The sequence below is a fragment of the Aquirufa novilacunae genome (genome assembly GCF_045310505.1).
In the GTDB taxonomy this organism is placed as follows: Bacteria; Bacteroidota; Bacteroidia; order Cytophagales; family Spirosomataceae; genus Aquirufa; species Aquirufa novilacunae.
This window is the reverse complement of record NZ_JBEWZG010000002.1, coordinates 122564-147446: the sequence shown is the minus strand read 5'-3', so window position 1 is coordinate 147446 and position 24883 is coordinate 122564. Positions and strand designations below refer to the sequence as shown.

At 43.7% G+C, this 24883-nt stretch carries 26 protein-coding genes; 13 read left to right on the top strand and 13 right to left on the bottom strand.

Annotated features, from left to right (window positions below; all coding sequences use genetic code 11):
- The first annotated feature begins 94 nt into the window (after positions 1 to 94).
- Complete coding sequence (locus tag V7S74_RS05825) at positions 95 to 868, top strand: hypothetical protein (protein ID WP_406777834.1); 774 nt, start codon at positions 95 to 97, stop codon at positions 866 to 868.
- Positions 869 to 876: 8 nt separating this feature from the next.
- Positions 877 to 1416, top strand: coding sequence for a nuclear transport factor 2-like protein (locus V7S74_RS05820; protein ID WP_406777833.1), 540 nt, complete (start codon positions 877 to 879; stop codon positions 1414 to 1416).
- 56 nt (positions 1417 to 1472) lie between these two features.
- Here V7S74_RS05820 and V7S74_RS05815 read toward each other — a convergent pair whose 3' ends face one another.
- Complete coding sequence (locus V7S74_RS05815) at positions 1473 to 2312, bottom strand: VOC family protein (RefSeq protein ID WP_406777832.1); 840 nt, start codon at positions 2310 to 2312, stop codon at positions 1473 to 1475.
- 146 nt (positions 2313 to 2458) lie between these two features.
- Here V7S74_RS05815 and V7S74_RS05810 point away from each other — a divergent pair, with 146 nt between their 5' ends.
- The gene (locus V7S74_RS05810; protein ID WP_406777831.1) at positions 2459 to 2827 is read left to right on the top strand and encodes a BlaI/MecI/CopY family transcriptional regulator; all 369 of its coding nucleotides are present in this window, start codon (positions 2459 to 2461) and stop codon (positions 2825 to 2827) included.
- Complete coding sequence (locus tag V7S74_RS05805; RefSeq protein WP_406777830.1) at positions 2820 to 4157, top strand: M56 family metallopeptidase; 1338 nt, start codon at positions 2820 to 2822, stop codon at positions 4155 to 4157. Before V7S74_RS05810 ends, V7S74_RS05805 begins: the two co-directional genes overlap by 8 nt.
- 68 nt (positions 4158 to 4225) lie before the next feature.
- Here the strand turns inward: V7S74_RS05805 and V7S74_RS05800 are convergent, their stop codons facing one another.
- On the bottom strand, positions 4226 to 4852 hold the full coding sequence (locus tag V7S74_RS05800; RefSeq protein ID WP_406777829.1) for a peptidoglycan DD-metalloendopeptidase family protein: 627 nt from the start codon (positions 4850 to 4852) through the stop codon (positions 4226 to 4228).
- Between the two features lie 225 nt (positions 4853 to 5077).
- On the opposite strand from V7S74_RS05800, the gene V7S74_RS05795 reads away from it, so the two are divergent.
- Both V7S74_RS05795 and V7S74_RS05790 read left to right on the top strand, forming a co-directional pair.
- Entirely contained in the window at positions 5078 to 6247 is a 1170-nt protein-coding gene (locus V7S74_RS05795; RefSeq protein ID WP_406777828.1) for a cytochrome-c peroxidase, read from the top strand.
- Between the two features lie 36 nt (positions 6248 to 6283).
- Positions 6284 to 7549 carry a M20/M25/M40 family metallo-hydrolase gene (locus V7S74_RS05790; protein ID WP_406777827.1) on the top strand — a complete coding sequence of 422 codons (1266 nt, stop codon included), beginning with the start codon at positions 6284 to 6286 and terminating at the stop codon, positions 7547 to 7549.
- A 54-nt stretch (positions 7550 to 7603) separates the two neighbouring features.
- Here V7S74_RS05790 and V7S74_RS05785 read toward each other — a convergent pair whose 3' ends face one another.
- The 3 genes from V7S74_RS05785 to V7S74_RS05775 all read right to left on the bottom strand — a co-directional run bounded on the left by V7S74_RS05785 (position 7604) and on the right by V7S74_RS05775 (position 12838).
- Entirely contained in the window at positions 7604 to 9058 is a 1455-nt protein-coding gene (locus V7S74_RS05785) for a RagB/SusD family nutrient uptake outer membrane protein (RefSeq protein ID WP_406777826.1), read from the bottom strand.
- Positions 9059 to 9079: 21 nt separating this feature from the next.
- Positions 9080 to 12292, bottom strand: a complete 3213-nt coding sequence (locus V7S74_RS05780; protein ID WP_406777825.1) for a SusC/RagA family TonB-linked outer membrane protein — start codon at positions 12290 to 12292, stop codon at positions 9080 to 9082.
- Between the two features lie 135 nt (positions 12293 to 12427).
- Positions 12428 to 12838: a GNAT family N-acetyltransferase gene (locus tag V7S74_RS05775; protein ID WP_406777824.1), complete on the bottom strand. Its 411-nt coding sequence runs from the start codon at positions 12836 to 12838 to the stop codon at positions 12428 to 12430.
- Positions 12839 to 12908: 70 nt separating this feature from the next.
- Here V7S74_RS05775 and V7S74_RS05770 point away from each other — a divergent pair, with 70 nt between their 5' ends.
- The gene (locus V7S74_RS05770) at positions 12909 to 13757 is read left to right on the top strand and encodes a sugar phosphate isomerase/epimerase family protein (protein ID WP_406777823.1); all 849 of its coding nucleotides are present in this window, start codon (positions 12909 to 12911) and stop codon (positions 13755 to 13757) included.
- On the opposite strand, the gene V7S74_RS05765 is transcribed toward V7S74_RS05770, so the two are convergent.
- Positions 13754 to 14641, bottom strand: coding sequence for a hypothetical protein (locus V7S74_RS05765; RefSeq protein ID WP_406777822.1), 888 nt, complete (start codon positions 14639 to 14641; stop codon positions 13754 to 13756). The two genes, V7S74_RS05770 and V7S74_RS05765, sit on opposite strands and share 4 nt — an antisense overlap.
- Positions 14638 to 15276: a DsbA family oxidoreductase gene (locus V7S74_RS05760; protein ID WP_406777821.1), complete on the bottom strand. Its 639-nt coding sequence runs from the start codon at positions 15274 to 15276 to the stop codon at positions 14638 to 14640. The genes V7S74_RS05765 and V7S74_RS05760 overlap by 4 nt, the downstream gene beginning before the upstream one ends.
- Before the next feature lie 98 nt (positions 15277 to 15374).
- Here V7S74_RS05760 and V7S74_RS05755 point away from each other — a divergent pair, with 98 nt between their 5' ends.
- From V7S74_RS05755 to V7S74_RS05740, 4 genes are read left to right on the top strand one after another with little or no spacing between them, the layout of a single operon-like run.
- On the top strand, positions 15375 to 16808 hold the full coding sequence (locus tag V7S74_RS05755; RefSeq protein WP_406777820.1) for a DUF2271 domain-containing protein: 1434 nt from the start codon (positions 15375 to 15377) through the stop codon (positions 16806 to 16808).
- A gap of 1 nt (position 16809) precedes the next feature.
- Positions 16810 to 17388 (top strand): PepSY-associated TM helix domain-containing protein, encoded by a 579-nt coding sequence (locus V7S74_RS05750; protein ID WP_406777819.1) that lies wholly within the window; start codon positions 16810 to 16812, stop codon positions 17386 to 17388.
- Positions 17385 to 18056: a hypothetical protein gene (locus tag V7S74_RS05745; RefSeq protein WP_406777818.1), complete on the top strand. Its 672-nt coding sequence runs from the start codon at positions 17385 to 17387 to the stop codon at positions 18054 to 18056. Before V7S74_RS05750 ends, V7S74_RS05745 begins: the two co-directional genes overlap by 4 nt.
- A complete protein-coding gene (locus V7S74_RS05740; protein WP_406777817.1) occupies positions 18056 to 18481 on the top strand; it encodes a DUF6174 domain-containing protein in 426 nt (141 codons plus the stop codon). The genes V7S74_RS05745 and V7S74_RS05740 overlap by 1 nt, the downstream gene beginning before the upstream one ends.
- Here V7S74_RS05740 and V7S74_RS05735 read toward each other — a convergent pair.
- Together V7S74_RS05735 and V7S74_RS05730 are read right to left on the bottom strand one after the other, a co-directional pair.
- Positions 18478 to 18843: a hypothetical protein gene (locus V7S74_RS05735; RefSeq protein WP_406777816.1), complete on the bottom strand. Its 366-nt coding sequence runs from the start codon at positions 18841 to 18843 to the stop codon at positions 18478 to 18480. The genes V7S74_RS05740 and V7S74_RS05735 overlap by 4 nt on opposite strands.
- Positions 18840 to 19802, bottom strand: a complete 963-nt coding sequence (locus V7S74_RS05730) for a zinc-binding alcohol dehydrogenase family protein (RefSeq protein WP_406777815.1) — start codon at positions 19800 to 19802, stop codon at positions 18840 to 18842. The genes V7S74_RS05735 and V7S74_RS05730 overlap by 4 nt, the downstream gene beginning before the upstream one ends.
- A gap of 53 nt (positions 19803 to 19855) precedes the next feature.
- On the opposite strand from V7S74_RS05730, the gene V7S74_RS05725 reads away from it, so the two are divergent.
- The gene (locus V7S74_RS05725; RefSeq protein WP_406777814.1) at positions 19856 to 21250 is read left to right on the top strand and encodes an alpha-L-fucosidase; all 1395 of its coding nucleotides are present in this window, start codon (positions 19856 to 19858) and stop codon (positions 21248 to 21250) included.
- Positions 21251 to 21544: 294 nt separating this feature from the next.
- Here V7S74_RS05725 and gpmI read toward each other — a convergent pair whose 3' ends face one another.
- Positions 21545 to 23065, bottom strand: coding sequence for a 2,3-bisphosphoglycerate-independent phosphoglycerate mutase (gene gpmI / locus V7S74_RS05720; RefSeq protein ID WP_406777813.1), 1521 nt, complete (start codon positions 23063 to 23065; stop codon positions 21545 to 21547).
- A gap of 52 nt (positions 23066 to 23117) precedes the next feature.
- Positions 23118 to 23795: an NAD-dependent epimerase/dehydratase family protein gene (locus tag V7S74_RS05715; RefSeq protein ID WP_406777812.1), complete on the bottom strand. Its 678-nt coding sequence runs from the start codon at positions 23793 to 23795 to the stop codon at positions 23118 to 23120.
- A 26-nt stretch (positions 23796 to 23821) separates the two neighbouring features.
- On the opposite strand from V7S74_RS05715, the gene V7S74_RS05710 reads away from it, so the two are divergent.
- A complete protein-coding gene (locus V7S74_RS05710) occupies positions 23822 to 24211 on the top strand; it encodes a Dabb family protein (RefSeq protein ID WP_406777811.1) in 390 nt (129 codons plus the stop codon).
- 79 nt (positions 24212 to 24290) lie between these two features.
- Here V7S74_RS05710 and V7S74_RS05705 read toward each other — a convergent pair whose 3' ends face one another.
- A complete protein-coding gene (locus tag V7S74_RS05705; RefSeq protein WP_406777810.1) occupies positions 24291 to 24554 on the bottom strand; it encodes a hypothetical protein in 264 nt (87 codons plus the stop codon).
- 24 nt (positions 24555 to 24578) lie between these two features.
- Complete coding sequence (locus V7S74_RS05700) at positions 24579 to 24830, bottom strand: hypothetical protein (RefSeq protein WP_406777809.1); 252 nt, start codon at positions 24828 to 24830, stop codon at positions 24579 to 24581.
- Positions 24831 to 24883 lie beyond the last annotated feature (53 nt).

Genomic DNA, 24883 nt, shown 5'->3' with positions numbered 1-24883 from the left:
GTTCCCTTTTCGGATTTTGGAACATCTTAGAATCATCTATTTTTTTCTTTGGAGCGGAATATTTTTAGGTTCGAGAAATCAAACACCTAAAAAAATGAAAAAACTACTCACCTCATTAGCCCTTGTCCTGCTCGTATCTGCAGCGACTTTCGCACAAACGCGTTACACCATGGTAGCGTATCACAAATTACAACCTGGTAAAACATTGGATGATGCCATCGCAATCGAGAAGCAATATCTTCCTATTCACGAGGCACGTAAAGCGGCCGGTCTTATCGGTGGATGGGCCATGTATGTTCCTTATAACAACATCAAATCAGAAGGAATTGATTTCGATTACATGACCGTAAACTGGGGTTCCGATTTAGATAAAATCCACCTTTATCCGATGGAATTATTTGGAAGTTTGTTAAAAACAGATCCAGGTCTTAAGAAGTTAGCAGCCGCTACTATAAGTACACAAACCATTCTTCGCCATTCCATAGGTAAGAAAATTACAGGAACAAATCCCGGCACGAACAAAGATCATTATATCATTTTTGATATGATGAAAGTATCAGATGCTGCTGCTTACGAAGCATTTGAAACAAAAGTTCAAAAAGTACACGAGGAAAGAGTAGCTGCTGGAAATATTTCTGGCTGGTCTTTGTATAAAAATCTTTATCCCTCTTCCGATGAGGTGAAGTTTAATTATACTACAGTTCAAAGTGTGGAAAAATTATCTAACCTAGATCAATTCTCAGACAGCTATTACAAAGCTATTCCAAAAGCTTTAGGCATTTCTCCAGAAGAATTCATGAAGCAAGTAACGGTTAAAAGAACGATGACTGCTACGATGATTACTAAAATTGCCTTATCTACTAAATAAACATACCGATGAAAAAAATAATCATGATCATGGCTGTTGCAACAGCTTTATTCTCTTGCGGACAGAAGCAAGATTCCGCCGCTTCTACAGAAGCAAGCGCAGATTCATTAGGAGGCACCTTCTCTTCTACTGATGAAAAATCGCAAATTATTCAAAACCAGATTAAAGCGGCGATGTCTGGTGACACGACCTATAAGTGGGATGAATTAGCGGATGATATTGCGGTGTTTTATCCAAGTGATACGATTCCAGACATCAAAGGTAAAAAAGCGTATTTGGCAGACTTTGCGGCTAATAAGTCTTTTTGGGAGAATCCGCATTTTACGTTCTTACGCGTAGTCACTTTGAAGATTAATAACGGTGAAACCTGGACAAATGTGTGGGGAACTTGGCATGCAAAAGGCCGTTATTCAGGTAAAGATATTACTACGAATATTCACCAGGCATTAAAATGGGAGAATGACAAAGAGACGCAAGAGATTAATTTCTTTGATACAAAATTTGTCGTAGATGAAATGGCTGCTAAACAAGCCGCTGAAAAAAAATAGTAGAATTTTTGTTGAAAAGGGTATGGAAAAAGGGAGCGCTTTTAGTGCCCCCTTTTTTATTTTACCGCATTCTCTAAATCCGCGATGACAAACTTAGACATCTGCAAAAACGCATAAGTTGCCTTGGGAGCGGTTTCTGGATTCGTCATTAATTTGCCCAAAATAGATGGGACAATCTGCCAAGAAACCCCATACTTGTCTTTCAACCAACCGCATCTTCCTGGTGCTCCTCCCTCGACTAAGTTATCCCACAGCTGATCAATTTCCTCTTGCGTATCCACCGTTACCATCATCGAAACACCCTCGTTAAAGTTATGCTGATGATCCATCGAACTCTCCATTAAATGGAAGGGTTTCCCATTTAACGTAAACTGAGAATATTTTACATTCCCTTCTGTATCGTGTTCACCTTTTTCGTAAAGTGCTTTAAATAGAATCTTTGAATTGGGGAAAAGTGAGGTGTAGAAATCAATTGCTTCTGAGGCCTGGCCGTTGTTCGCTCCATTGAACATCAAGTTAGGTGCCAGCTTTTCGTGCGACTCATGATTTTTCATGATCTGCCAATTCACGCCAAATTGATCTGCGCACCAGCCATAGAGCGGACTCCAAGGATAGGAGTTTAGATCCATCAAAACGGTGCCATTTTTGGTTAATTTTTCCCAAGTCTCTCGGATTTCATTCTCCTCTTCTAGGTTGATAAAAAACGAAATAGATGGATTTATCGGATAACCTGGTCCCCCATTCAGGTGCATAAAACGACGACCTAATAAGCGATAGTTAACCGCCATTGGATTTTCTGAAATAGGTTCAAAACCTGAAAATGTGCTCTTGTAGAAGTCAGCAGCCTCTTTTGCATTCTTATCAAACCAGAGGCAAGTAGCGATTTCGTGTATCATATCGGATTAAATTTCGATAGAAATTTTGACTTTTCCATTCCATCTGAACAGCTTATTGATAAAATAAAAAATAACTAAAAAAATAGTTAGAAATATTTTGTAACTAAAAATTTAGTTATACATTTGCCTCAACGAAATACGAAAAGATGAAAAAACTAACACAGGCAGAAGAGCAGGTGATGCAAGTGATTTGGAATTTGTCAGACGGCGGATTCTTAAAAGACATCATCGAGCTATTGCCAGAACCTAAACCGCATTCGAATACGGTCGCGACTTTGTTGAAGATTTTAGTGGAGAAGGACTTTGTGCAAATCACGAATCCGAATCGCAACAACTTGTATTCTGCGAAGGTCTCGAAGCGGGATTATTCAGGCCAAAGAATGGCCGGTCTAACTGAATCTTTTTTCGATGGATCTTACGCGAATGTCGTTTCTTATTTAGTCGACAAAAAGCAGATGTCCATCGAAGATCTAGAATTGCTATTGCAAAACCTTAAATCGAAAGGCGATGAATGATACATTTATTTACCTGTTGAAATCGATGATCTATGCAGGAATTTTCTTCGGTTATTATTCGCTATTCTTGAAGAACACCATTTACCATTCCTATAATCGCTATTATTTATTAGCGTCGATGGCCTTGAGTGTCGTTTTTCCTATGGTGCATTTAACATTAGGCGTTTATGAAGAAGAAGTAGCAGCGACTCCCGCATTGAAATACCTGATGTATAGCTCAAGCGCTCCCGTTCAGGAAGCACACATTCCTTGGGAAATGATGGCTATGGGTGTAATCAGTGTTTTATTGCTCTCTTATTTAGCCTATTCCGTCCTTCGGATTTTCCGATTGAAAGCGATACATAGTAAAACCCAGATGGGCGATTTTACTTTTATCGAAACGGACTTAGAGGAGGCGCCGTTCTCGTTTTTCTCGAATCTTTTTTGGAAAAAATCCATCTCCATAGAAGAGGAGAACGGCCAGAAAATGCTGCAACACGAGCTCGTCCACATTCGCCAAAAACACACCTGGGATCGCTTATTTTCTCAATTTATTTGTGCGATTTTCTGGATGAATCCTTTCAATTGGATCATTCAAAAAGAACTGCAAAATATTCATGAATTCATTGCTGACCGGGATGCGGTGGGCACGGGTGAAGTGGATGCTTTTGCCAAAATGCTTTTACAAACCTATTACGGTAATCATTTTTTAAACCCGAGTCATTCCTTTTATTATTCATCCATTAAACGAAGAATTATTATGTTAACAACCTCAAAAACCCCTACATATGCCTACCTCAGAAAGGTGGCCGTATTGCCCCTATTTGCCATTTCTTTAATCGTAATCTCTTTTCAATTAAGCGCGCAAAAGCCCAAATCAAAGAAAGAGGAAGCTGCTCAATTCACAGTTACCATGCGTCCAGATTCCACTACTTTTTCTGATCCTAAAACTGGCAAGAAAGTATTCACGGTAGCCACGCGTGACATGCCACCTCCGCCACCACCAGCCGGTGCGCCAGCGCCGCCGACTCCGCCGGTTCTCACTTTACACGGCTCAGGTTCTGAAGTCAAATGGATTACTATCGATTCAACCACGGTAGAATTCAAAGGTAGAAATAGTGAGGGAAAACAAGTGGTATTTCGGGCAGAGAAAGTGGGTAATACCGCTACTTCTCCTAAAGAAAAACCGCTCATCGTCATCGATGGCGTCATCACATCGGATCTAGATATGAACAAAATCAACCCGAACAATATCGCATCAATGAATGTGTTGAAAGGCGAAAAAGCGACAACTAAATATGCTGAAAGAGGAGCGAATGGCGTGATTGAAATCACCACCAAAAAGCCCTAGCGAAGACGAGTTTAAAAAATGATAGAATAATATGTAATAGGCGGTGATTTTCACCAGCCTATTACCGTTTAGGGGCGGTAAAAACTAGCGGGATCTGGGCAGTTCCCCGCATAAAAGTCGAGATCCCGCTGAGAACAAACACCTGGATAATCCCCGTGAAAACCCTGCATATCGCGGATCAATTGAAAATGTAAATGCGGAGGCCAGCCACCATTTTCGTGCGGCTCTCCCAGGTGGCAAAGTACCTGTCCTTCAGAAATAGGCATTCCCTCGTACAGACCTTCCAGATCTGTAGAAGCTAAGTGCCCATACAAGCTATAAATTCCCAGAGCGGGGTGGTGTAAAATGATGGTAGGTCCATAATTCCCAGAACCCAGGTTGACCTGAAAACTGTGTACCACGCCATCCGCCACAGCGAAAACAGGTGTTCCTGCATCTGTCCAAAAATCAATGCCTAAATGGATGTTCCTAAAATCCGCGGAAGCCGTGGCGAAATTATCGTGTGCCTCATAGATAACCCGGTGTTCGAGGTAGCCGCCTACACCGGTTTTGGCCCCTAATTTCTGATTAATATACGCGCAAAAAGACGAGATGTCCCCGAAGATAGCCGGATTCAACTCCTGATTCGAAGCACTGAGATCTAGCGCAAGGGTATTCGAGGACGTAAGGGGCTCAGAAAACAGGCGATGAGTCATTCTTGAATTTATTTGCTTAAATTTAATCAAAGATAAATAATGAACCCCTATTCCATCGAAATGCGAGGCGAAATGGGAAAAATCGGGATGGCGGATCTGCTACCTTTGGACTTTGATATAAGTCAACCTTAGTCTATTCATCGCCGGGATCTTAAGAAACGTCTACTAGACTGCCTGTAAGCATACTAATCTCTTACCTTTACGTTTAGGTAAAAATTCAATCCTATGCGCTATTATTCCCTGCTTCTATCTCTTCTTCTTTTCAGCTGTAAAGACGCGCTCGACACGGCCGTAACGGCGGATCCCTATACCGAGATTAAAAAAGCCTTATCGATTGATCCGGCGGCCTTAGAAAATTACGCAGCACAGGGGAAACCCGCCTACGTGAACAAGGATAATACCGCGGCGAATCCGATTACAGATAAAGTCGCCACCTTGGGTCGGGTCTTGTTTTATGATAAGAATCTCAGTGTTAATAACGGGTTTTCGTGTGCGAGTTGTCACAAGCAGGAATTTGCATTTGGGGATACCGCGGTGTCTAGTTTAGGGGTGGATAACGGCCGCACGATTCGCCATTCGATGCGCTTGATTAATTCGCGTTTTGCGAATGAGGCGAAGTTTTTTTGGAATGAACGGGCGGCTAGTTTAGAGGCCCAGACGACCATGCCCATTCAGGATCATTTGGAATTAGGTTTTAGTGGCCAAACCGGACGCGGCAACATGACCTCCCTCATCACAAAACTAGGAGGAATAGGGTATTACAAGGAATTATTTAAACTCGCTTATGGCGATGCCACGATTACAGAAGCGCGGATGCAGACGGCTTTAGCTCAATTCATTCGTAGTATTCAATCCTTCGATTCGAAATACGATGTAGGTCGCGCACAAGTGCCAAATGACGGTGCCCCTTTCCCTAACTTTACGGCACAAGAAAATGCGGGTAAAAACCTGTTTTTAGCGCCGCCTATTTTCAACGGAAATAGCGAACGAATTGGGGGTGGTTTTGGCTGTCAAGGTTGCCACCAAGCGCCGGAGTTTGACATTGATCCGAACTCCCGAAACAATGGTTTCATCGGCGTGATTGGAAGCACGCAAATCGATCTGGACAATACGCGTTCCCCTTCTTTACGCGATATTTTGAATGCATCGGGTGTGGCGAATACTCCTTTTATGCACACCGCAGCCTCCCAGACCATTCGCCAGGTATTAAATCACTATAATACGATTGCGGCAGGACCGAGGAATACGAATTTAGACGCCCGTTTGAAGCCGAATAATATAGGCCAAAACCTTCAAATGACCCCTGCGGAAATCGATGCCATGGTCGCCTTTTTACGTACCCTAACCGGAAAGGATGTGTACACGAATAAGAAATGGGGGAATCCCTTTCTGTAGATAATTGTGTAATATTGTCGGAATTAAATTCTTCCGATGAAAAAAATCTTACTACTCTTAGCGCTGCCCTTGCTAGCTCAAGCGCAGAAAATTGACAAAATCATTACGCGCGCAGAAACTGAGCGCATCGAAACCTATTTAGCCTCGAACGAACTGGCGGGCAGAAAACCCTTCACGCCGGGCATCGAAAAAGCCGCCAAATTTATCGCGGAAGAATTCGATAAAGCAGGTTTACAAAAGACGAATGGCACCTATTTGCAGTCGTTTTTGATGTATCAATCTAAACTCCTGAGTGCATCCGGTACCCTAGAAGGGAAGGTCTTAGTAGACAAGCAAGTGGCCATCATTTCGAAAGAGGCCTCCATTCAGATCGATGAAAAATCGGGTTTCGAAGTGGCGAGCATCAAGGAAGGAGAGAACTTTGGCCAAAACGCCTACCGCCTCCTCAATGCCAAGAAGGCAACCATTGTCTTTCTTCACGAAAGCTTTGCTAAGTATATCCCGCGTTTATCTAACAGGGGCCCCTTAAAAGAAAGCCAGCCCACGGTTATTTTCGTGGTAGCGAACGATATTCCTTCGACATTCAAAGTAACGGCAACCCAACAAGTAGAGAAGTTGCAATTATCAAACGTCGTAGGCATCCTACCCGGCAAATCCCGCCCGAATGAATACGTGATCTTCTCTGGCCACTATGACCACCTAGGCATTGGTAAACCGGTAGAAGGGGATTCCATCTATAACGGAGCAAACGATGATGCCGCTGGTACAACCGCCGTGATGATGCTGGCAAAATACTATGCGAAGAAACGCGATAACGAACGTACCTTGATCTTCGCAGCCTTCACTGCGGAGGAAAGTGGCGGACATGGAAGTCAGTATTTCTCGAAGCAATTTAATCCGGATCAGGTAATGGCTATGTTCAATCTGGAGATGATCGGCACAGAAAGCAAGTGGGGAAAAAATAGTGCCTACATTACGGGCTATGAGAAGTCGTCGATGGGCGAAATCCTGAAGCAAAATTTAGTCGGATCTCCGTTTACTTTTTACCCAGATCCCTATACTGACCAAAACTTGTTCTACCGCTCAGACAATGCCACGCTTGCAGAGCTAGGCGTACCAGCCCATACGATTTCAACGTCAAAGATGGACAGCGAACCTAATTACCACAAGGCGAGTGATGAAGTTCAAACTTTGGACCTTGATAATATGACCGAAATCATCAAGGCCATCGCGAAGAGCGCCACGACTATTATTTCGGGCAAGGATACCCCAAGCCGAGTCGATACGACTAAACTGAAGTAATAAAAAAAGCCGCTCCCTCGAATGAAGGAGCGGCTTTTTACTATTCGAACTGAATTACTTATTCAAGTTCGGGTTGTTTTGAACTTCTTCGATTGGAATCTTGAAAGTTAAACGTGTATCATTCGAAGGAATTGGAGTCGCGACGAACTTCAAGTGGTTAGTACCACGGTTCACTATCCCTTTGTTTCTCTTCAATGATAAGTATGACTTTCCTTCACCCCAAAGCTCAATACGAGTCTGTAAGTAAATCTCATCTAACAAGGCTTTACCTGTTAATGCATCGATGTAAGATGCATCAGGAACACGTAGCGCCATGATCGCTTTTAAAGACTTTCTTGCACCTGCCTCGTCACCTGTTTTAGCACAAGCTTCAGCATTTAACAAGTACATCTCTTCCACACGCATGTAGATATAATCCGCGTCGATTGTTCTTTGACCACCGATCACTTTGTTCGGGTGGTAGAACTTACCGATTGGAGCTAACTTATTAGCAGCAGAGAATTGAGCCTTTCTAACGTCAGTTGCTGGGATGGCATCATAAAGGGCCTTATCCATACCCTTGATATCTCCCGCCCAAGCGTAAGAATACGTATAAAGGTCCATTTGTCCCCACCAAGAGATCAAGTTAAGCTTAGAATCTACTGTGATATCTACACCCCACATCCACTGGCTAGTACCTAGGTTGTTAAAACCACCTGTTACTTCAGCAGCTGTCATGATTTTGAAACCACCTGTAGAGATGACATCAGCCGTAACTGTTTTCATCGCTGCGTTGTTACCCATCGCACCGTGAACATACGCTAACATACCTTTCGCTACAGCAGCGTTCACTTCAGACTTATTAGCGCGGTTAAAGTCAGCTAATAAAGTTTGCGCATCTGTTAAGTCTTTTACCATTAAGGCATATACATCCGCTGCAGTGCTCTTAGGCAAGTTAGGATCTACGGTGTTTTTGTACAATGGTAAAATTTTCTCCGAAGGGTTGTATTCGTTTTGGAAATACTGAGCTAAGTAGAAATAAGAGAAGGCACGCATTGCTTTCGCTTGTCCCATGTACCAACGACCTGCCGCTGTTGCTGGAATCGCATCGCTACCGCCTAAACCATCGATAACTGTGTTAGCAGCAAAGATCAAGCGGTAGTAGAAACGCCATACTTGGTAGTTATCTTGGAACGTATAATCTACTGTTGTTTGGAATTCCGTAATCGTTCTGAACCAGCCGTAAATAACCGAAGTTAAGGCCATATCACCTGATAATAAATCTCCATACATATCGTAAGATTTATGACCAAAGTCATCGTGACCCGTCGTACCGCCCGTACCCGCACCATACATTGTTGCGTAAATACCTGCTACGTTCGCAGATTGCAAACTTGGATTTAAAGCAGACGCCTCAGCGATTTGATTTGCTGAAATCAATTCCGTCGGTTCTGTCTGCAAAAATTCTTCTTTACAACTAACTGTTCCCATTAGGACAGCCGCAAATAAAAATTTATATACTGTTTTCATCTTTCTATTTCGTTTAAAAAATTAAAACTTAACTCGTAAGCCTGCAGTCAAGGTAGACAATGGAGAGTAACGATATTGATCGGAGCTTCCTGTTTCAGCAGAACTTGGGTTGAAACCATTTCTAGCCGAAGCTAAGAATAAGTTATCACCTGACACCCAGATGTAGACACCTGAAATTGGGCTATTCGTGAAGAATTTGCTAGGAACCTTGTATCCGATTTGAATATTATTTAACGTTAAGAAATCCGATTTCGTAATGAAACGTGTTGATGCAGAGTTAACGTTTGCATCTTGTCCTGCAGATAAACGAGGTACGTCAGTTGCTTGACCCGCTTTTTGCCATCTAGCTAAGATGTCTGTGTGGTAGTTGTTACCACCCGCAGCACCACCAGAGTTCATCAAGTTAGCATAAGCACCATCATAAGCGTATCCGCCTAAGCTGTAAAGGAATTGAGCGCTAATATCAAAATTACCTAATCCACCATTTAAAGTAAATGCACCTCTTACTTTAGGGAATGGAGATTTGTTGATAAACTTCGTTGTACCGTCAGCATAGGTTGCTGTACGAGAAACCTTCACCGTTTTCATCGTTTCTGCCGTAGCTGTTGCTTCGAAATCAGCCATTGACTTGATGTTCTCTGACGCTTGGCGAACATTGTCACCATTGGCGTCTGCCCAGTATACATTCCATTCAGAAACACCCGTCTCTGGGTTAACACCAGCGAACTCACGAGTATAGAAATCGAAGATTGAGTGACCTACTGCTCTACCATAGATACCATCGATGTCGATGATTTTCTCTTTACCCGTTGCTGGATCGATCGGTAAACGAAGCATTCTGTTTTCGATCATCTCACCATTGATAGTCAAGTCTAAGTAGTTCTTCTTCGTTTGCAATAAGTGTGCTGTGATATCAAATTCTAGACCTGTATTACGTAAAGCACCATCGTTTACACGAAGTGAAGCATAACCTACGGAAGGTCCTACACGGCGATCAAAGATCAAGTTATCTGTTGTCTTTGTGTAGTAATCAATCGCCACATCAGCGAATTTGCCTAATTTGAATTCAGCACCTACCTGCATTTGCTTCGAAATCTCCCATGTTAAATCTGGATTACCCTTTGAAACGAATGATAAAGAGATGTTAGAGTTCAAGTTTTGAACTTGGAATAAGTCATATCCAGGATAAAGACCGATACCACCTTGCTCTCCGATTAAACCGTAAGAAGCCTTTAATTTCAAATCTTTAATCACTGGAACGTTTTCCATGAAAGCTTCCTTCGACACTAACCAAGCAGCACCCACTGAACCGAAATCACCCCATTTGTTTTTCAAGAAACGAGACGATCCGTCACGTCTTACCGTAGCAGATAAGAAGTATTTTCCATCGTAGTCATAACTTAATTGACCGAAATACGACTCTAATGAGTAGTTGTTTAGGTAAGACTGTGGAGGGTTTGAAATTACCGCATTGTTAAATTCAACACCATCTGGCATGACTAACTTGTACATCGAAGCCCACATGTACTTAATTTCGTTCGCATAGCTCTCGTGTGCTACGAATGCTTCAAAGTTGTTTAAGTTGAATGACTTCTTGTAACGTAATAAGTTTAACAAGTTGTAGTTTAATGTCTCTGTCTTTTGCTTGTAGATATAACCGCCTTGACCTGCGTTAGGACCATAGAATGGGTTGTTTTGGTTATCTAAAGAAGAGTTAGCGTACTGTAAACCTAATTTGTTCTCTAATGATAATCCTTCTGTGATTTGGATATTCAAGGAAGTCGCTGCGTTGATGTCATGTGACTTCGTGTTACGAATACCTAATTTCGCATCTGCGATCGAGTTTGTTAATGCACCGAAACCACGACCTACACCGTAATCGTATTGGTATCCATTGTAGTATGGATCACGTACGTATTGTGAAGTAGTGTTATCATGTAAGAACAAAGGATAGATCGGTGGCAAGTTATCCACAAACCAGAATACTGAACCTGAATCAGATGATTGACCTGGGTTGTTTGTTACACCGTAGGAGTAACCAATGTTCGTAGTCGAGCTTAACCAAGACTTCGGATTGTGAGTTAAGTTCAAACGAGTAGAATAACGCTTGTAATCTGTGTTAACTGAGTAACCCACGTCTTCTAAAGCACCGTATGATGCGAAGTATCGTGTTTTGCTGTTACCACCTGAGATTTTCAAGTTTGCTTCGTTACGGTTTGAGTTTTGGAATGCAAAATCAGCCCAATTTTCTGGGATATAACGACGTTGTACACCTGGATTTACTTCTCTCGTTGCTGGGTTAATTAATTGAGCCGCAGGAACTGTCCACATGTTGTAGTTAGGCATGTTAGCAAACAAGTTGGTGTTTGCATAAGCCGTAGGGTTTGCGTTAGCTAAAGCAACGCCTCTATTATACCAACCTTCCCAAGTCAAACCGATGTATTGCTCAGGGTTACGGATCGTAGAATAACGAGGTAGTAAGCTCATGTTTTGACCAGACTTTAATTCTAGTTCAATCACTGCGTCACCTGTCTTGCTACCTTTCTTAGTGTTGATTACCACTACACCATTCGCTCCACGAGAACCGTAGATCGCTGTTGCAGCCGCATCTTTTAAGATCGTTGTGTTTTCGATATCACCTGGGTTAATCGAGTTAATGTTTCCTTCAAAAGGCACACCGTCTAATACGTAAAGTGGGCCACGGCTACCATTAACAGTACCGATACCACGAATACGAATCGCAGCAGAAGTACCTGGTTGACCTGAGGAGTTGATAACAGTCACACCGGCAGCCTCACCCGCTAATCCCTTAGAGATGTTCGAGAAGTTTTTACGCTCGATGTTTTTTGCATCTACGACCTTCGCCGTACCTGTAAAAGATTGTTTTGTAGACGTGCTGTAGGACGTTACGATAACCTCATCTAACGTGTTGTCAGATGTTAATGCTACTTGAACAGATGAAGTGGCACTGGTTACAGCGACCGTAGATTTGTTGTAACCTACGAAGCTGAATGTTAAACTTTGGCCATCAGCGGCCGCAATAGAGAACTTTCCAGACTTGTCTGTGTTAGTTCCCGTTTTTGTTCCATTTACAATAACAGATGCGCCCACTAAAGGTGCGCCATTCTCATCTGCTACTGTACCTGTTACAGTTTTCGTTGCTTTCTGGGCGAACGATACCTGCATCATGAACACTAAAACTAGTGTCAAAAGGCTAGTAATTTTTGTTTTCATAAGCGATGAATTTTGCAAAAATTGGGTTAAAAAATGATAGAATTAATTTGGGTTATTTGTTGATTGCCAAATCATTATTTGGTTTTCAAACCGAAAAAAAGCACAGAATGTTTGAAAATCAAAGAAAATTCCAAACTATTTCAATTCATCCACCTGGTCTAAGACATAGCAATGGGCGTGATTTTGCATCCCAATTTTCGGATAATATTGTTCTGCAGCGGGAGCTGCTAATAGGATGATTTTTGCTCTGGGAATAAAATGCTTCACCTCTTTTATCAGCTGTTTACCTATACCTTGGTGCTGGTAGGCCTCATCAATCGCGAGGTCAGAAAGGTAGCTTGTAAACACAAAATCGGTCATTACGCGCGCTAAACCCACTAATTTATCTCCATCATAGGCGCCCACATACACGTTGCCGTGCTGAAACATTAGTTCCATCGCCTCTACATCAGCTAATGGACGGCGAAGGCCCAAAGTAGACCTGTCCAAGATATTGATGAAATCCTGACAAGTGATTTTTGGTTGCGGGATGTAGGAGATGGCCATCTGAAAATATTTTTTTTCGATTCTTAAATAATTCACAAAAAAAAGTCATTTTTACACAAAACCTAAACTTATGAAAATTAAACAATTGTTAATGATTGGCTTGCTAGCTTTGCCTGCTTTTGTACAAGCCCAGAAATTATACACCTATCCGATTGGTGTTCAAGCGTATACCTTCCGTAATCAGTTTCCCAAAGACGTAGCGAAAACTCTCGATCTCATTCAATCTATGGGGATCACGGAAATCGAAGGGGGGGCTCAAAAAGGCCAAACCCCAGAACAATTCAAGCAAATGTGCGCAGACCGCGGCATCAGCGTTCCCTCCACAGGCGTAGGTTATGATGAACTTGCAAATCCTGCGGAAGCCATCGCAAAGGCAAAAATCTTAGGCGCGAAATTCGTGATGTGCGCTTGGATTCCTCACAAAGTACGCGGAGGCTTTACTTTGGAAGAAGCGGAGAAAGCAGTAGCCTTATTCAATGAAGCTGGTAAAAAGTTCAAGGAAAACGGGTTAACCCTGTGTTACCATGACCATGGCTATGAGTTCCAGCCGTTTGGCAAAAATGAAACCCTTTTAGATTACATCATTCAAAACACCAATCCGGAATACGTTTCTTTCGAAATGGATGTTTTGTGGACGATGCACGGCGGAGGCGCTGATATGCCGGAAAAATTGTTGAAGAAATACCCAACTCGCTTTAAGCTGATGCACGTGAAAGATCTGCGCAAAGGCGTGGCGGGCGACTTAACCGGCGGAACTCCAGCTGAAAATGACGTCCCAGTGGGAACAGGACAAGGTAATTGGAAAGCCATCATCAAACTAGCGAAGAAGAACGGCATCGAGCATTGCTTCATCGAAGACGAAAGTAACCAAGAAGAGCAATTTGTGCCTATCAGTATTGCGTACTTAAAGAGCCTTTAGAATTTAATGTTGCAGGCGATGTAGGGGATGGCCGAGAATTCCGAACTTGTCGGGCTCAGCAAACCTACATCGAATGCATACCGACGACCTACAATACGAGCACCGGCTGAAAGCAAACCATTGTATGCTGAAACGGTGTTCACGTATTGGCCAGTTCCACTGTCATAATTCACGGTTTTAGTTGAAAAAATCCAGTTTTCGGTCATCAAAAGCACTCTTTTAGAAATACGTGTCATCCCAGAAATCGTAAACATGGGCTTGCTCGCAAACTTCCATTGGTAGTCATTGCTGCCTAGACCGGTATTCTCATTTACTGCACCCAAGCCCGCATTCACCGTAAAATTGTGCTCATTCGTACCGTAAGTGAACGAACCATACACCGTTCCCACCCCAAAATTAAAGTCCCGAATCAGTGACGTCGCAAACAATAGGCCACCCCCTACGTGGACTTTAGGAGCCACTTGGTAACCGATTTTAGGCGTGATAAATAAGGCAAATGGAACAAACACTCCACCTCCGAAAGAAAAATGGTCGCTCAACCCAGCTTGTATGGAATTCAACAAGAAGTAGGCATTCTGGTAATATTTATCCCCTTTCTTTAGCGGGATAGCAGAAGGAGCGAAGAAATAGCGCGTCGGTTGCGGATTCGCAAACTGATGGATCTCCTGTTTTGAGATGACATTTACCGATTCGATGGCGGACCAAGGTAACATCACAGTCCCGAGGTCTGTGGTTAATATAGACACCTCCGCATCGGACTTATGTAGCAACTGACCAGACACGGAATTCCCGTTTTTCAACGCGACGTTCACGTAGGTGGTGGATTCCTGGGCTTTTGCCAGTAGGCTGGCAAGTATTAATAAGAGTAGGAGGAGGTTTTTCATTCTGCAGCCGTTTGCATTAAGGTTTTCGTAAACACTTCAATAGGTTCAGCACCGGAGATGCCGTATTTTCTGTCAAAAACAAAGAAGGGAACTCCTCGTACGCCCAGATTTTCTCCTTCTTGAATATCTTGTTTAACCCGATAAGCATAATTCTCGTCTTGCAAGGCATTCAGAATTCCCTCGCGTTCTAGTCCTACAGCTTCACCACATTCCACCAATGCGTCATCTTGAGCCAGGTTTTTGCCTTCCATAAAATAGGCTTGAAACAAACGCTCTTCGATGGCATCGCCTTTGCCCTGGTCTTTCGCGTATTGGATGAGGTGGTGGGATTTCAGGGAATTAGCGACTTTGGCCTGATCAAAATCGTAGTGTAAACCCACCGCTTCCGCCATTTCAGAAACTCGTTCGTGCATACCTTTGACTTGCTCAAGAGAAATACCTTTGCGCGCCGCTAAATAGTCATATACACTTGTTTCCTCTCCTAAATCCATTGGGATAGTGGGATCTAATTGGAAACTCTTCCATTCGATTTCTACGTCGTCCTTTCCTGGGAATGTTTCTAAGGCTTTTTCCAAATGCCTTTTACCTATGTAACAAAACGGACACATGATATCACTCCAGATTTCGATTTTCATTTTATTCCCTGATTTATCTACAAATCTCAACGCTTTATCTCAAAATTCACGCTTCTAAACGGTTTATTTTTCAATATTGTGAACTAAATAACAACCCTATGATCAATTCAATCGCCTTAAGTCTTTTAAGCCTATCGCCTTCGGCGTCTTCTAACGGCTTATTAAGCGCCCATTTTGATAACGTATTAGGTACATCATTGGATTTGAAAATTATCGCAAATTCAGAGGTATCTGCTTGCCTAGCTGAAGCGAAAGTGTTAGCGGAGATTAACCGCTTGAACGAAATTCTCTCGGCTCATGGCTCTTCCGAATTTTCTAACTGGCTTAGTACACGCGGCGAATCCGTTGAAATCTCTTCCGAATTACGCGAAGTCTTGCAGCATTTTGATGAGTGGAATGCAAAAACAGATGGTGCATTAAATGCGGCATCGGAACATATTTCACAATTATGGAGATCTGAGGTTCCTTCTGTGGAAGCGCGCGCAAATGCGGTGGCGGAGGTAAACCAGCCACATTGGTCTGTAGATGAAAGTGGAGCAACCCGTTTAACAGATACAGAATTGAAATTACATAGTTTTACTAAATCTTATGTAATGGAGAAAGTGGCCTCAGAGGCCATGAAAGAAGAGGGTGTAGCTGGAGTCGTGCTGAATATAGGGGGTGATTTTGTGGTGAAAGGAGATTGGACGGAAAAAATTGGGGTGTCGAATCCGAGAAATTCGGGGGAGAACGCTGAGCCCTTAGCCTATTTACAAGTGAATAATAAGGCGGTGGCGACATCGGGCGATTACCGCAGAGGAACTGAAATCGATGGGGTATCTTATTCGCACATCATGGATCCGCGGACGGCAGAACCTGCTTCGGAAGTCATTTCAGCGACGGTTGCTCATGAGGATGCGGTGACAGCGGGTGCTTTGGCGACGGCGTTTAATGTGTTAGGAGTGGCGGCTTCGATTGATTTGGCGGCGCAGTATCCAGAGGCATCGTATTTAATCGTGGACAAAGAGGGGGCGGAATATAGAAGTGAAAACTGGCCAGCGACCTCTACTGAGAAGTCTGCCATCAGTTTAGTGAATGTGAAGGAAAAAACGTGGACGGCGGGTCAGTCGTTGGACATTAAGTTCGAGTTAGCTCGCTTTGAAGGCAGGGCAAGACGTCCTTTTGTGGCTGTTTGGATTGAGGATGAAAAGCACAAGCCGGTGAGACGTATTGCGGTATGGTATAATAAGCCTCGATGGTTGCCGGATTTGCGTTCTTGGTTTGCGGCGAAGAGAGAAGCGGAGTTTGATGTGGCTTCGGTGACAGGTGCGACGCGTCCGTCTGGAGAGTATACTTTGGTGTGGGATGGTAAGAATGATGCGGGGGAATATGTACCTTTGGGCAAATATACCGTGTTTATTGAGGCAGCTCGCGAGCACGGAACATACCAATTAATTAAGCAGGAGATGAAGTTTGATGGCAAGTCGAAAAACCAAGTATTGCCAGGAGGAGAAGAGATGACCGCCGCTTCATTAAGTTATAAAGCAAAGTAATATGAGGGATTTAGCCACCTGGTCGAGATGGCTGCACATCTATTTATCGATGTTCAGTTTCATCATTGTGTTGTTTTTTTCGGTAACGGGTTTGACGTTAAATCACGTAGATTGGTTTCCGGAGAGCACGGTAGTTTCTGAGTTAAAAGGCGCAGTCAATGCGAAATGGGTGTCTGTTTCGGATACAGCCAAAATCCCCAAACTCGAAATCGTCGAACAACTTCGAACAAACCACAGCATCAAAGGACAATTGAACGATTTCAGAATCGACGAAGAAGAGATTTCCATTTCTTTTCAAGGTCCCGGCTACACCGCAGACTTCTTCATAAACCGCGCCGATGGCTCCTATGAAGTGACGGAAACGAAGATGGGCATCATTGCTGTGATCAATGACTTGCACAAAGGCCGCGATACCGGCAAAGCCTGGTCTTGGGTCATCGATTTTTCTGCCATTTTTATGATTATAATCTCGGTAACGGGCTTAATTTTGTTATTATTTTTAAAGAAAAAGCGCACGAACGGATTGCTTTGGTTAGCGATAGGCGGGGTAATTGCGTGGTTATTTTACTATTTTTTATGAGACTTTCAGCTACCATTCACCATTTACCATTCACCATTTTACTTTTCTGCTCAATAGTTGTTTTTGGTCAGGATCATGCTCCCGCCATGCCCGCTCCGCCCATTCCTGTGGAAGCGACTTTTGGGAATAACCGCGTTCAGTTTATTGGTGTGTTAAATCGCCCAGTGTCTGCGGATGGAAAGTTGAGTTATTTCAATTTGAGTACGGGGATGGTGGATTATTCGAATACTGCTTCGGAGACGGAATTGGTGATTGTGAATAACTTGACCTACGCGCTTTTTGGGAATATCCGAGCGACGGCAGGTGCGGAATGGCATTATAAATTAGGCTTAGTCCCTCAGGTAGGCTTGCAGTATTTTAAGGCGAATCGTACTTGGTTATTTTTATTAAACCCAAACATCAACCTCCAGCCTTCGAAAGCCATTTCAACCATCGGAATCGTGGAATTTAAACCTGCTATTTCGAAGGATCTTGCCTTTTATTCCAAAGCCCAAATTTTGCATGTCTCTAGTTTAAGCGAAGGAACTCACGCACGCAGTGCCTTAATGCTTCGTGCCGGAATTACGAAAGGCAAATTCACGGTAGGTCTAGGGGCAAATTTTGACTATTATGGTCCTATGAAGATGGAAAAGGATAATGTGGGCCTATTCACTCGTTTAACACTATAATGTACAGAATCCTCGTTCTATTTTGTTTGATTTTAGCGGGTTGCAGAACCGTGGAGCCACTGGATGACGCTTCGACGAACCTGAATCTTTGGAACGAAAAGAAAATTGTGAATTATTCTTTTTCCTTCAAAAGGGTTTGTTTCTGTCCTTTGGAATATGTGGGCCCGCATCAGGTAGTGGTTCAAAATGGTAAAATTACCACAGTGAATGGCGCGCCCTATAATGCGGCGGAACGTTACGGTTCGATACCGACCATCCCAGAATTATTGCAAATCATCAAGACGAATGTGGATAAAAATCCCTACCAAAAAACGTTAAATTTCAACCCTACCTACGGCTACCCGACGAGCGTATTTTTCGATTTCTCCCAGCAAATGGCAGACGAGGAAATAGGCTATGAAATCACAAATTTCAAGGTCAATTAAGGGCAAACCGAGACAGGAAGCGACTTCCTTGGAGTGGGAGAATAGGCTTTGCAAGTAATGCAATCAGCGGTCAGTTGTGTAGAATCAAGTTTGAAAAAGAATTCATCGCCTTCTTTAAGACTCACAGGCAACGCGCAGGGATTTGATAGCGCAAAGGCATTTGTATAGAATTTCCCCGTATCTGGATTTTTCCATTGGGCTTCGAGCCGCGACGTGTCTATTGTGCCTTCGACTAATTCGATCACGTAATTATTGCAAATGCCTTTAAGTGCAAGGCGTCCTTTATAGCAGTTTTCTGGCAAGACCTCTTGCGATTTGCAAGCGACTAGGCTTAAGCAAAATAATAGTAGTAGTGGTTTCATTCTGCTAAAGTAATCATCGATTTGATTACCTGTGAGCCCGGAGCGTTAATTTTTGTAAAAATATCAAGTACTTGATTTTTGCCAAAACAGTGGCTGATAAACATCCCCGCCTCCATCTTCCCAGAACGGAATATATCCATCACATAATCGAAATCTTCAACAGTTGCATTGCGACTACTCATCAAGGTCGCCTCTCGTTTGTGAAATTCAGGATGTGAAAAAGAGATCGCCTGTTTTTGCAAACCTATCAATACGTATTTTCCCCCATGAGCTAGTTGAGCGAAACCTGATTCGATGGCTTGTAGATTCCCGGTCGCATCGATGACGATCGTATAAGAAGCCGCGGAGGCCTTAGAAACGCCTATATTATCCAGGCAAAATTGCAAGCGAGAAGGATTGGGTTCCAAAACCTCGACGCTAGCCCCTTGAATTTTGGCAAGTAAAACAGTAAACAAACCGATCGGCCCGGCACCCATCACAAGGACCTTTTCGCCAGGATTTAACGCAGCCCTACGAAGCCCATGCGCCGCTATCGCCAAAGGCTCGACCAGTGCCAGTTCCTCCGCAGAAAGGCCATTCCCAGGTAATATATAGCGATCTTCGACGACGATAAACTCCCGCATTCCCCCATCAATATGCACCCCAAAAACCTGGATATTCTCACAGCAATTCGACTTTCCCGCCTCGCAAGCTCCACATGTTGCGCAATTAAAATAAGGGATAATCGTCGCTAATTCGCCCTTTTCGTAGGTATCAGATTCCACGATTTCCACCGCCAGCTCGTGACCTAAAATGCGGGGGTATTGAAAGAAGGGCTGGTTGCCCGCGAAGGCATGAATATCCGTTCCGCAGATACCGATTCTGAGAACGCGTAGCAGAGAAAATCCCGCCTGGCGCTGAGGCATTTCGACCTCTTGCAGGCTCATCGTTCCCGGCTGATTACATATCCATTGTTGCATAAGGTTGAAATTAACAATTTTAATTAAATTAGGCTCGATAAAATCTAAACCTTATGAAAATCAAGTTCTTAATTCTGGCTTTTTGCCTTGTTTCGGGCACTCTTTTCGCCCAAAAAACCTACGAATCCACCTGGGAATCCATCGACAGCCGCCCCGTTCCGACTTGGTTTGAAGATGCGAAGTTTGGCATATTTATCCACTGGGGTTTGTATTCCGTTCCCGCTTATTCGCCCACGGCCCGCGACAAAGTTGGAGTTTATGAGCGGTATGCGGAATGGTATTGGAAACGTTGGCAGGATCCAAGTAAAACGCAGCACTTTTTTACGGATTTCCACAACAAAGCTTTTGGCCCAAATGTAAAATACCAAGACTTCACCCAGGAATTCAAAGCTGAACTCTTTCAGCCAGATGAATGGGCTCGCCTTTTTGAAAATGCAGGCGCAAAATACGTCGTATTGACCTCCAAACACCACGAAGGATTCACCCTCTGGCCATCCAAACAATCCTGGAATTGGAACGCCGTGGATGTAGGTCCACACCGCGATTTACTAGGCGATTTGACAAAAGCGGTCAAAAACAAAAACATCAAAATGGGCTACTATTACTCCCTTTTAGAGTGGTACAACCCCCTTTACAAGAAGGAAACGCTGAACGAATACATCGATCAGCACATGTTCCCGCAGATGAAAGATTTAGTGAATACCTACCATCCGGATTTGGTTTGGACGGACGGCGAGTGGGATTATACCTCGGATAAATTGCGCAGCACGGAATTTTTGTCCTGGTTATATAATCAATCTCCCGTTCGCGAAAGTGTGGTGGTGAATGACCGCTGGGGCAAAGAAACGCGCAGTAAACATGGCGGATTTTACACCACGGAATATGATTTAGTGCACAACGGTGATGCGAACGGTTTGGATTTCGCGCGCCCATGGGAAGAATGCAGAGGCATCGCCGGCTCTTTTGGCTATAATCGAAACGAAAATTTAGAAGATTATTCTAGCTCTGAGCAGCTCGTGCACATGTTGATTAACAAGGTAGCGCGCGGCGGAAATTTGTTGTTGAACATTGGACCCACAGCGGATGGCCGCATTCCGGTGATTATGCAGCAGCGTTTGACGGACATCGGTTCCTGGCTGAAAGTGAATGGCGAAGCGATTTATAGTACTCGTAAGTGGGCCAAAGCCCCTAAAGTCACCCCTACCACCAAACAATACTTCACCCAAAAAGGCAATGACTTGTATCTCATAACAACAGAATTCCCCAAAACCGCCTTACAGATTTCTGGTTTGAAAAAACCCATTTCTGTCTCCCTTCTAGGCTCAGATGTGGCGGTTCGCAGCACATTTAAGAACGGCGTTTTAACCATTTCACCCCCAGCTATCACACCAGGGAACAACCCGAGTCAATATGCTTGGGCCTTTAAGTTAGCAAGGGCTTCGTTGTAAAGCATAGTGCCTCTGTGGGCTCCATACCCAATAAAGGGTGAAATAAAGTCGTAAAGCATAAAAGGCATTTTCAGATATTGACAAAATCTGTCAATACGCGAAAATGCCTTTTGTATTATTCGAGGTCTTTTAACACTCGTGCCATTGCAGCCACTGAAGCGGCTTCGGACTAAGCGACACAGTCGCAACTTAGTCCCGTAGGGACGACTAAGCCGAAGGCGACTAAATCGCGAAGCGATGACTCCGACGCAGTCGCGACTAAATCGCGCAGCGATGACTAAGCCCGCAGGGCGACTAGAACAACGCTACCCCCGTCATCTCTTTCGGTTGAGCCACACCCATCAGTTTCAAGATCGTAGGTGAAACGTCCCCTAATTTACCATCGCGAAGCTCAGGCTTGAAGTTGTTGTCGACCAAAATACAAGGAACTAAATTCGTCGAGTGCGCCGTGTTTGGTGAACCATCTTCGTTCATCATCACATCCGCGTTACCGTGGTCTGCGATGATAATGAAAGAATAACCATGCGCTAAACCAGCTGTTACTACTGCCTCAGCACAAGCATCAACCGTTTCGACTGCCTTAACTACCGCAGAGAAAACGCCTGTGTGCCCCACCATATCTGGATTAGCGAAGTTTAAGCAGACGAAGTCTACCTCTTCTTTTTCTAATTCCGGGATCAGCGCATCGCGAAGATCTGCCGCAGACATTTCGGGTTGAAGATCGTAGGTTGCGACTTTTGGGGAGTTGCGTAAGATGTTTTGTTGTCCTTCAAAAAGCGCCTCGCGGCCACCTGAGAAGAAGAACGTAACGTGTGGATATTTTTCGGTTTCGGCGATGCGAATTTGTTTTTTACTAGCGCCCTCCAAAACTTCACCCATCGTCATAGGCAAGTTAGAGTCGTTGAAAATCACGTGGACGTTTTGGAATTCTTTATCGTATTCCGTCATCGTCAAGTAGTACAAATTCAATTTCTGCATGCCCTCCTCTGGGAAATCACGTTGCGTCAAAGCTTGCGTGATTTCGCGACCACGATCAGTGCGGAAGTTGAAGCAGATCACCACGTCACCCTCTTGGACATTTCCTACAGGAGCACCTGACGCATCTGTCATAATAATTGGGTGGATGAATTCGTCCGTTACCCCCGCTGCGTAACTTTCTTCGATGGATTTCAACACGTCAGTTGAAGGATTTCCTTCGCCGTTTACCATCGCTTTGTAAGCCAAAGCCACACGCTCCCAGCGATTATCGCGGTCCATCGCGTAGTAACGACCCGTTACTGACGCGATTTGCGTGTTAGTTTTTAACGTATGTTGATATAAATCAGTCATGAATTTCAGACCTGATTTGGGATCCGTATCACGACCATCCGTGAAAGCATGGACGAAAACCTTGCCCAAACCTGCCTCAGACGCCGTTGAAAGCAAGGATTTCAAGTGCTCGATGTGCGCGTGAACGCCACCGTCGGACACAAGACCCATGAAGTGAACGGACTTGTTATTTGTTTTTGCGTAGTCGAATGCTTTCGCTAATTCAGGCTCCTGGCCTAAGGTATTTTCAGTGACTGCTTTGTTGATGCGAACGAGGTTTTGGTAGACCACGCGGCCTGCTCCTAAGTTCATGTGGCCCACTTCGGAGTTACCCATTTGGCCCTCTGGTAAACCCACTGCTAAGCCGGACGCCTCTAATTTCGAGTGCGCATATTTGCCGTAAAGCGAGGAGATAAATGGCGTTTTAGCCGCGTCGATTGCGGAAACTTTGGGGTTTGTTGCGATGCCCCAGCCATCTAAGATCATTAAAACTACTTTCTTATCCATTCTAAATTGTATTACATTTCAGGGCAAAAATACCCATTTCCCGGGACTTCCCCTAGATTCTGTTTTTCATTTGTTCTGCCAAAACCTTAATATCCACCACCTCAATCGTCTTCTTCTCCACTGGAAAAGCAGAAACCTCGATCATCGCTTTGGCTAATTCTTCCAAAGTCGACGCCGTCTTCCCCGCCACCAAAAGCAGCAGCGGATACATCCAGTCGATGTATTTATAGTATTTCAAGGTAAATTTATTCCCCTTCATCGGCTGCAAATACCCCGGTCTAAACGAATACGAATCCCGAAAACCCATTTTCTTGAGATCATTCTCCGTTTTACCCTTCACCCTCGCCCACATGATCGAACCCTTCTCCGTACTATCCGTGGACATCCCAGAAATATAACTGAAGCTGATGTTTTTAGGCATTTGCGCCGCAAATCCCAACGTCAAGTCGTAGGTCTTGTGTCTAAATTCTTCTTCTTTCATCCCCACGGACGAAACCCCTAGACAAAAAAGACACGCATCGTAGTCTTTTACGACCTCTTTGATCTCTTCTGGCTGATAAAAATCGGCCAAAAAATACTCTTTTAACTTCGGATGCGAATGACCAGACGGCTTGCGACTAATCGCCAAAACCTCACTCACAAAAGGCGATCGCAACGCCTCCAGCATTACGCCCTCGCCCACCATTCCGGTCACACCGGTCACAATCACTTTGATTTGTGGAATTTCCATTGTAGAATTGAAAAAATATTAAACCTATGTCAACTACTCGCCGCGACTTTATCGCCCTTGCCTCCACTTTGCCCTTTGCGGCATCAGCAGAACCGTCTACGAAAATGACCTTTATACATCATGTGTTGTTTTGGGCCAAAAACCCCACCTCCACCACCGAAACCGATCAACTCTTTCGCGCCCTAAAATCTTTAGGAACCCTCCCAATGATCGCCTCAGCCCACGTAGGCAAGCCAATTGTCACTGATTTTGACAAATCCGTAACAGAAGCAAGTTACACTTTTTCAGTGGTCCTCGTTTTCGACAGCGCCGAAAAAGAAAAGGAATACCTCTACCACCCCCTCCACAAAAAATTCATTCAAGATAACATGCACCTGTGGGGAAAAGTTCAGGTGATAGACTCGGAGGCACTCTAGTCGCATCGACTGCGTCGAAGTCATCGCTTCGCGATTTAGTCGCCTACGGCTTAGTCGTCCTGCGGACTTAGTCAGTGGGTTATTTTTTGAGTAACAGCAGAATCATTACAACGTTGGCAGCTGTTTGAGTAACCCAAAAGAAGCACATCCATTGGAATAATTCGGATTTAGCTTCTATTAACTGAATTTCCAGTTTAGTGAATTTTTCAAGGAGCCTGAGCTCTAAATTATGTAGTTGTTCGATTGAATTAAATTCAATTCTTTTTTCAAGCTTGACGCCTAAATTCACTTGAATTTCATCTCGGTGCTTTTGCAATTCTTGAATATTCGAATCGGTGCTCATGACGTCATGTAGTAGGAAATGAATTTATTTTTTAATTAGCAACAAAACGATTCCAAGAGTAATTGACATTTGGCCTACCCAGAAAAGAAATATCCATTTTAGAATGTCAAATTTCGTTTCTGAAAGTTCTTTGCTTACAAACTCCTTCGTAGCTAGATTTTCAAAACGGTGATCTTGCAGTTCGTGAATACTCGATACAAATTCCATTGCGTCGGTGTCGTTTAGATTCAATTTAGCACGTGCCAAATCGTAAAGTTTAAAGTTTAGTGGTTCCATGGATAAATGTAGGTTTATTTAGCGGTAAAGCAACTTAAAAAACTGATAATTCT

Coding starts and splice junctions, on each gene's coding strand:
- V7S74_RS05825 (WP_406777834.1), top strand. CDS start 95: ATGAAAAAACTACTCACCTCATTAGCCCTTGTCCTGCTCGTATCTGCA.
- V7S74_RS05820 (WP_406777833.1), top strand. CDS start 877: ATGAAAAAAATAATCATGATCATGGCTGTTGCAACAGCTTTATTCTCT.
- V7S74_RS05815 (WP_406777832.1), bottom strand. CDS start 2,312: ATGATACACGAAATCGCTACTTGCCTCTGGTTTGATAAGAATGCAAAA.
- V7S74_RS05810 (WP_406777831.1), top strand. CDS start 2,459: ATGAAAAAACTAACACAGGCAGAAGAGCAGGTGATGCAAGTGATTTGG.
- V7S74_RS05805 (WP_406777830.1), top strand. CDS start 2,820: ATGAATGATACATTTATTTACCTGTTGAAATCGATGATCTATGCAGGA.
- V7S74_RS05800 (WP_406777829.1), bottom strand. CDS start 4,852: ATGACTCATCGCCTGTTTTCTGAGCCCCTTACGTCCTCGAATACCCTT.
- V7S74_RS05795 (WP_406777828.1), top strand. CDS start 5,078: ATGCGCTATTATTCCCTGCTTCTATCTCTTCTTCTTTTCAGCTGTAAA.
- V7S74_RS05790 (WP_406777827.1), top strand. CDS start 6,284: ATGAAAAAAATCTTACTACTCTTAGCGCTGCCCTTGCTAGCTCAAGCG.
- V7S74_RS05785 (WP_406777826.1), bottom strand. CDS start 9,058: ATGAAAACAGTATATAAATTTTTATTTGCGGCTGTCCTAATGGGAACA.
- V7S74_RS05780 (WP_406777825.1), bottom strand. CDS start 12,292: ATGAAAACAAAAATTACTAGCCTTTTGACACTAGTTTTAGTGTTCATG.
- V7S74_RS05775 (WP_406777824.1), bottom strand. CDS start 12,838: ATGGCCATCTCCTACATCCCGCAACCAAAAATCACTTGTCAGGATTTC.
- V7S74_RS05770 (WP_406777823.1), top strand. CDS start 12,909: ATGAAAATTAAACAATTGTTAATGATTGGCTTGCTAGCTTTGCCTGCT.
- V7S74_RS05765 (WP_406777822.1), bottom strand. CDS start 14,641: ATGAAAAACCTCCTCCTACTCTTATTAATACTTGCCAGCCTACTGGCA.
- V7S74_RS05760 (WP_406777821.1), bottom strand. CDS start 15,276: ATGAAAATCGAAATCTGGAGTGATATCATGTGTCCGTTTTGTTACATA.
- V7S74_RS05755 (WP_406777820.1), top strand. CDS start 15,375: ATGATCAATTCAATCGCCTTAAGTCTTTTAAGCCTATCGCCTTCGGCG.
- V7S74_RS05750 (WP_406777819.1), top strand. CDS start 16,810: ATGAGGGATTTAGCCACCTGGTCGAGATGGCTGCACATCTATTTATCG.
- V7S74_RS05745 (WP_406777818.1), top strand. CDS start 17,385: ATGAGACTTTCAGCTACCATTCACCATTTACCATTCACCATTTTACTT.
- V7S74_RS05740 (WP_406777817.1), top strand. CDS start 18,056: ATGTACAGAATCCTCGTTCTATTTTGTTTGATTTTAGCGGGTTGCAGA.
- V7S74_RS05735 (WP_406777816.1), bottom strand. CDS start 18,843: ATGAAACCACTACTACTATTATTTTGCTTAAGCCTAGTCGCTTGCAAA.
- V7S74_RS05730 (WP_406777815.1), bottom strand. CDS start 19,802: ATGCAACAATGGATATGTAATCAGCCGGGAACGATGAGCCTGCAAGAG.
- V7S74_RS05725 (WP_406777814.1), top strand. CDS start 19,856: ATGAAAATCAAGTTCTTAATTCTGGCTTTTTGCCTTGTTTCGGGCACT.
- gpmI (WP_406777813.1), bottom strand. CDS start 23,065: ATGGATAAGAAAGTAGTTTTAATGATCTTAGATGGCTGGGGCATCGCA.
- V7S74_RS05715 (WP_406777812.1), bottom strand. CDS start 23,795: ATGGAAATTCCACAAATCAAAGTGATTGTGACCGGTGTGACCGGAATG.
- V7S74_RS05710 (WP_406777811.1), top strand. CDS start 23,822: ATGTCAACTACTCGCCGCGACTTTATCGCCCTTGCCTCCACTTTGCCC.
- V7S74_RS05705 (WP_406777810.1), bottom strand. CDS start 24,554: ATGAGCACCGATTCGAATATTCAAGAATTGCAAAAGCACCGAGATGAA.
- V7S74_RS05700 (WP_406777809.1), bottom strand. CDS start 24,830: ATGGAACCACTAAACTTTAAACTTTACGATTTGGCACGTGCTAAATTG.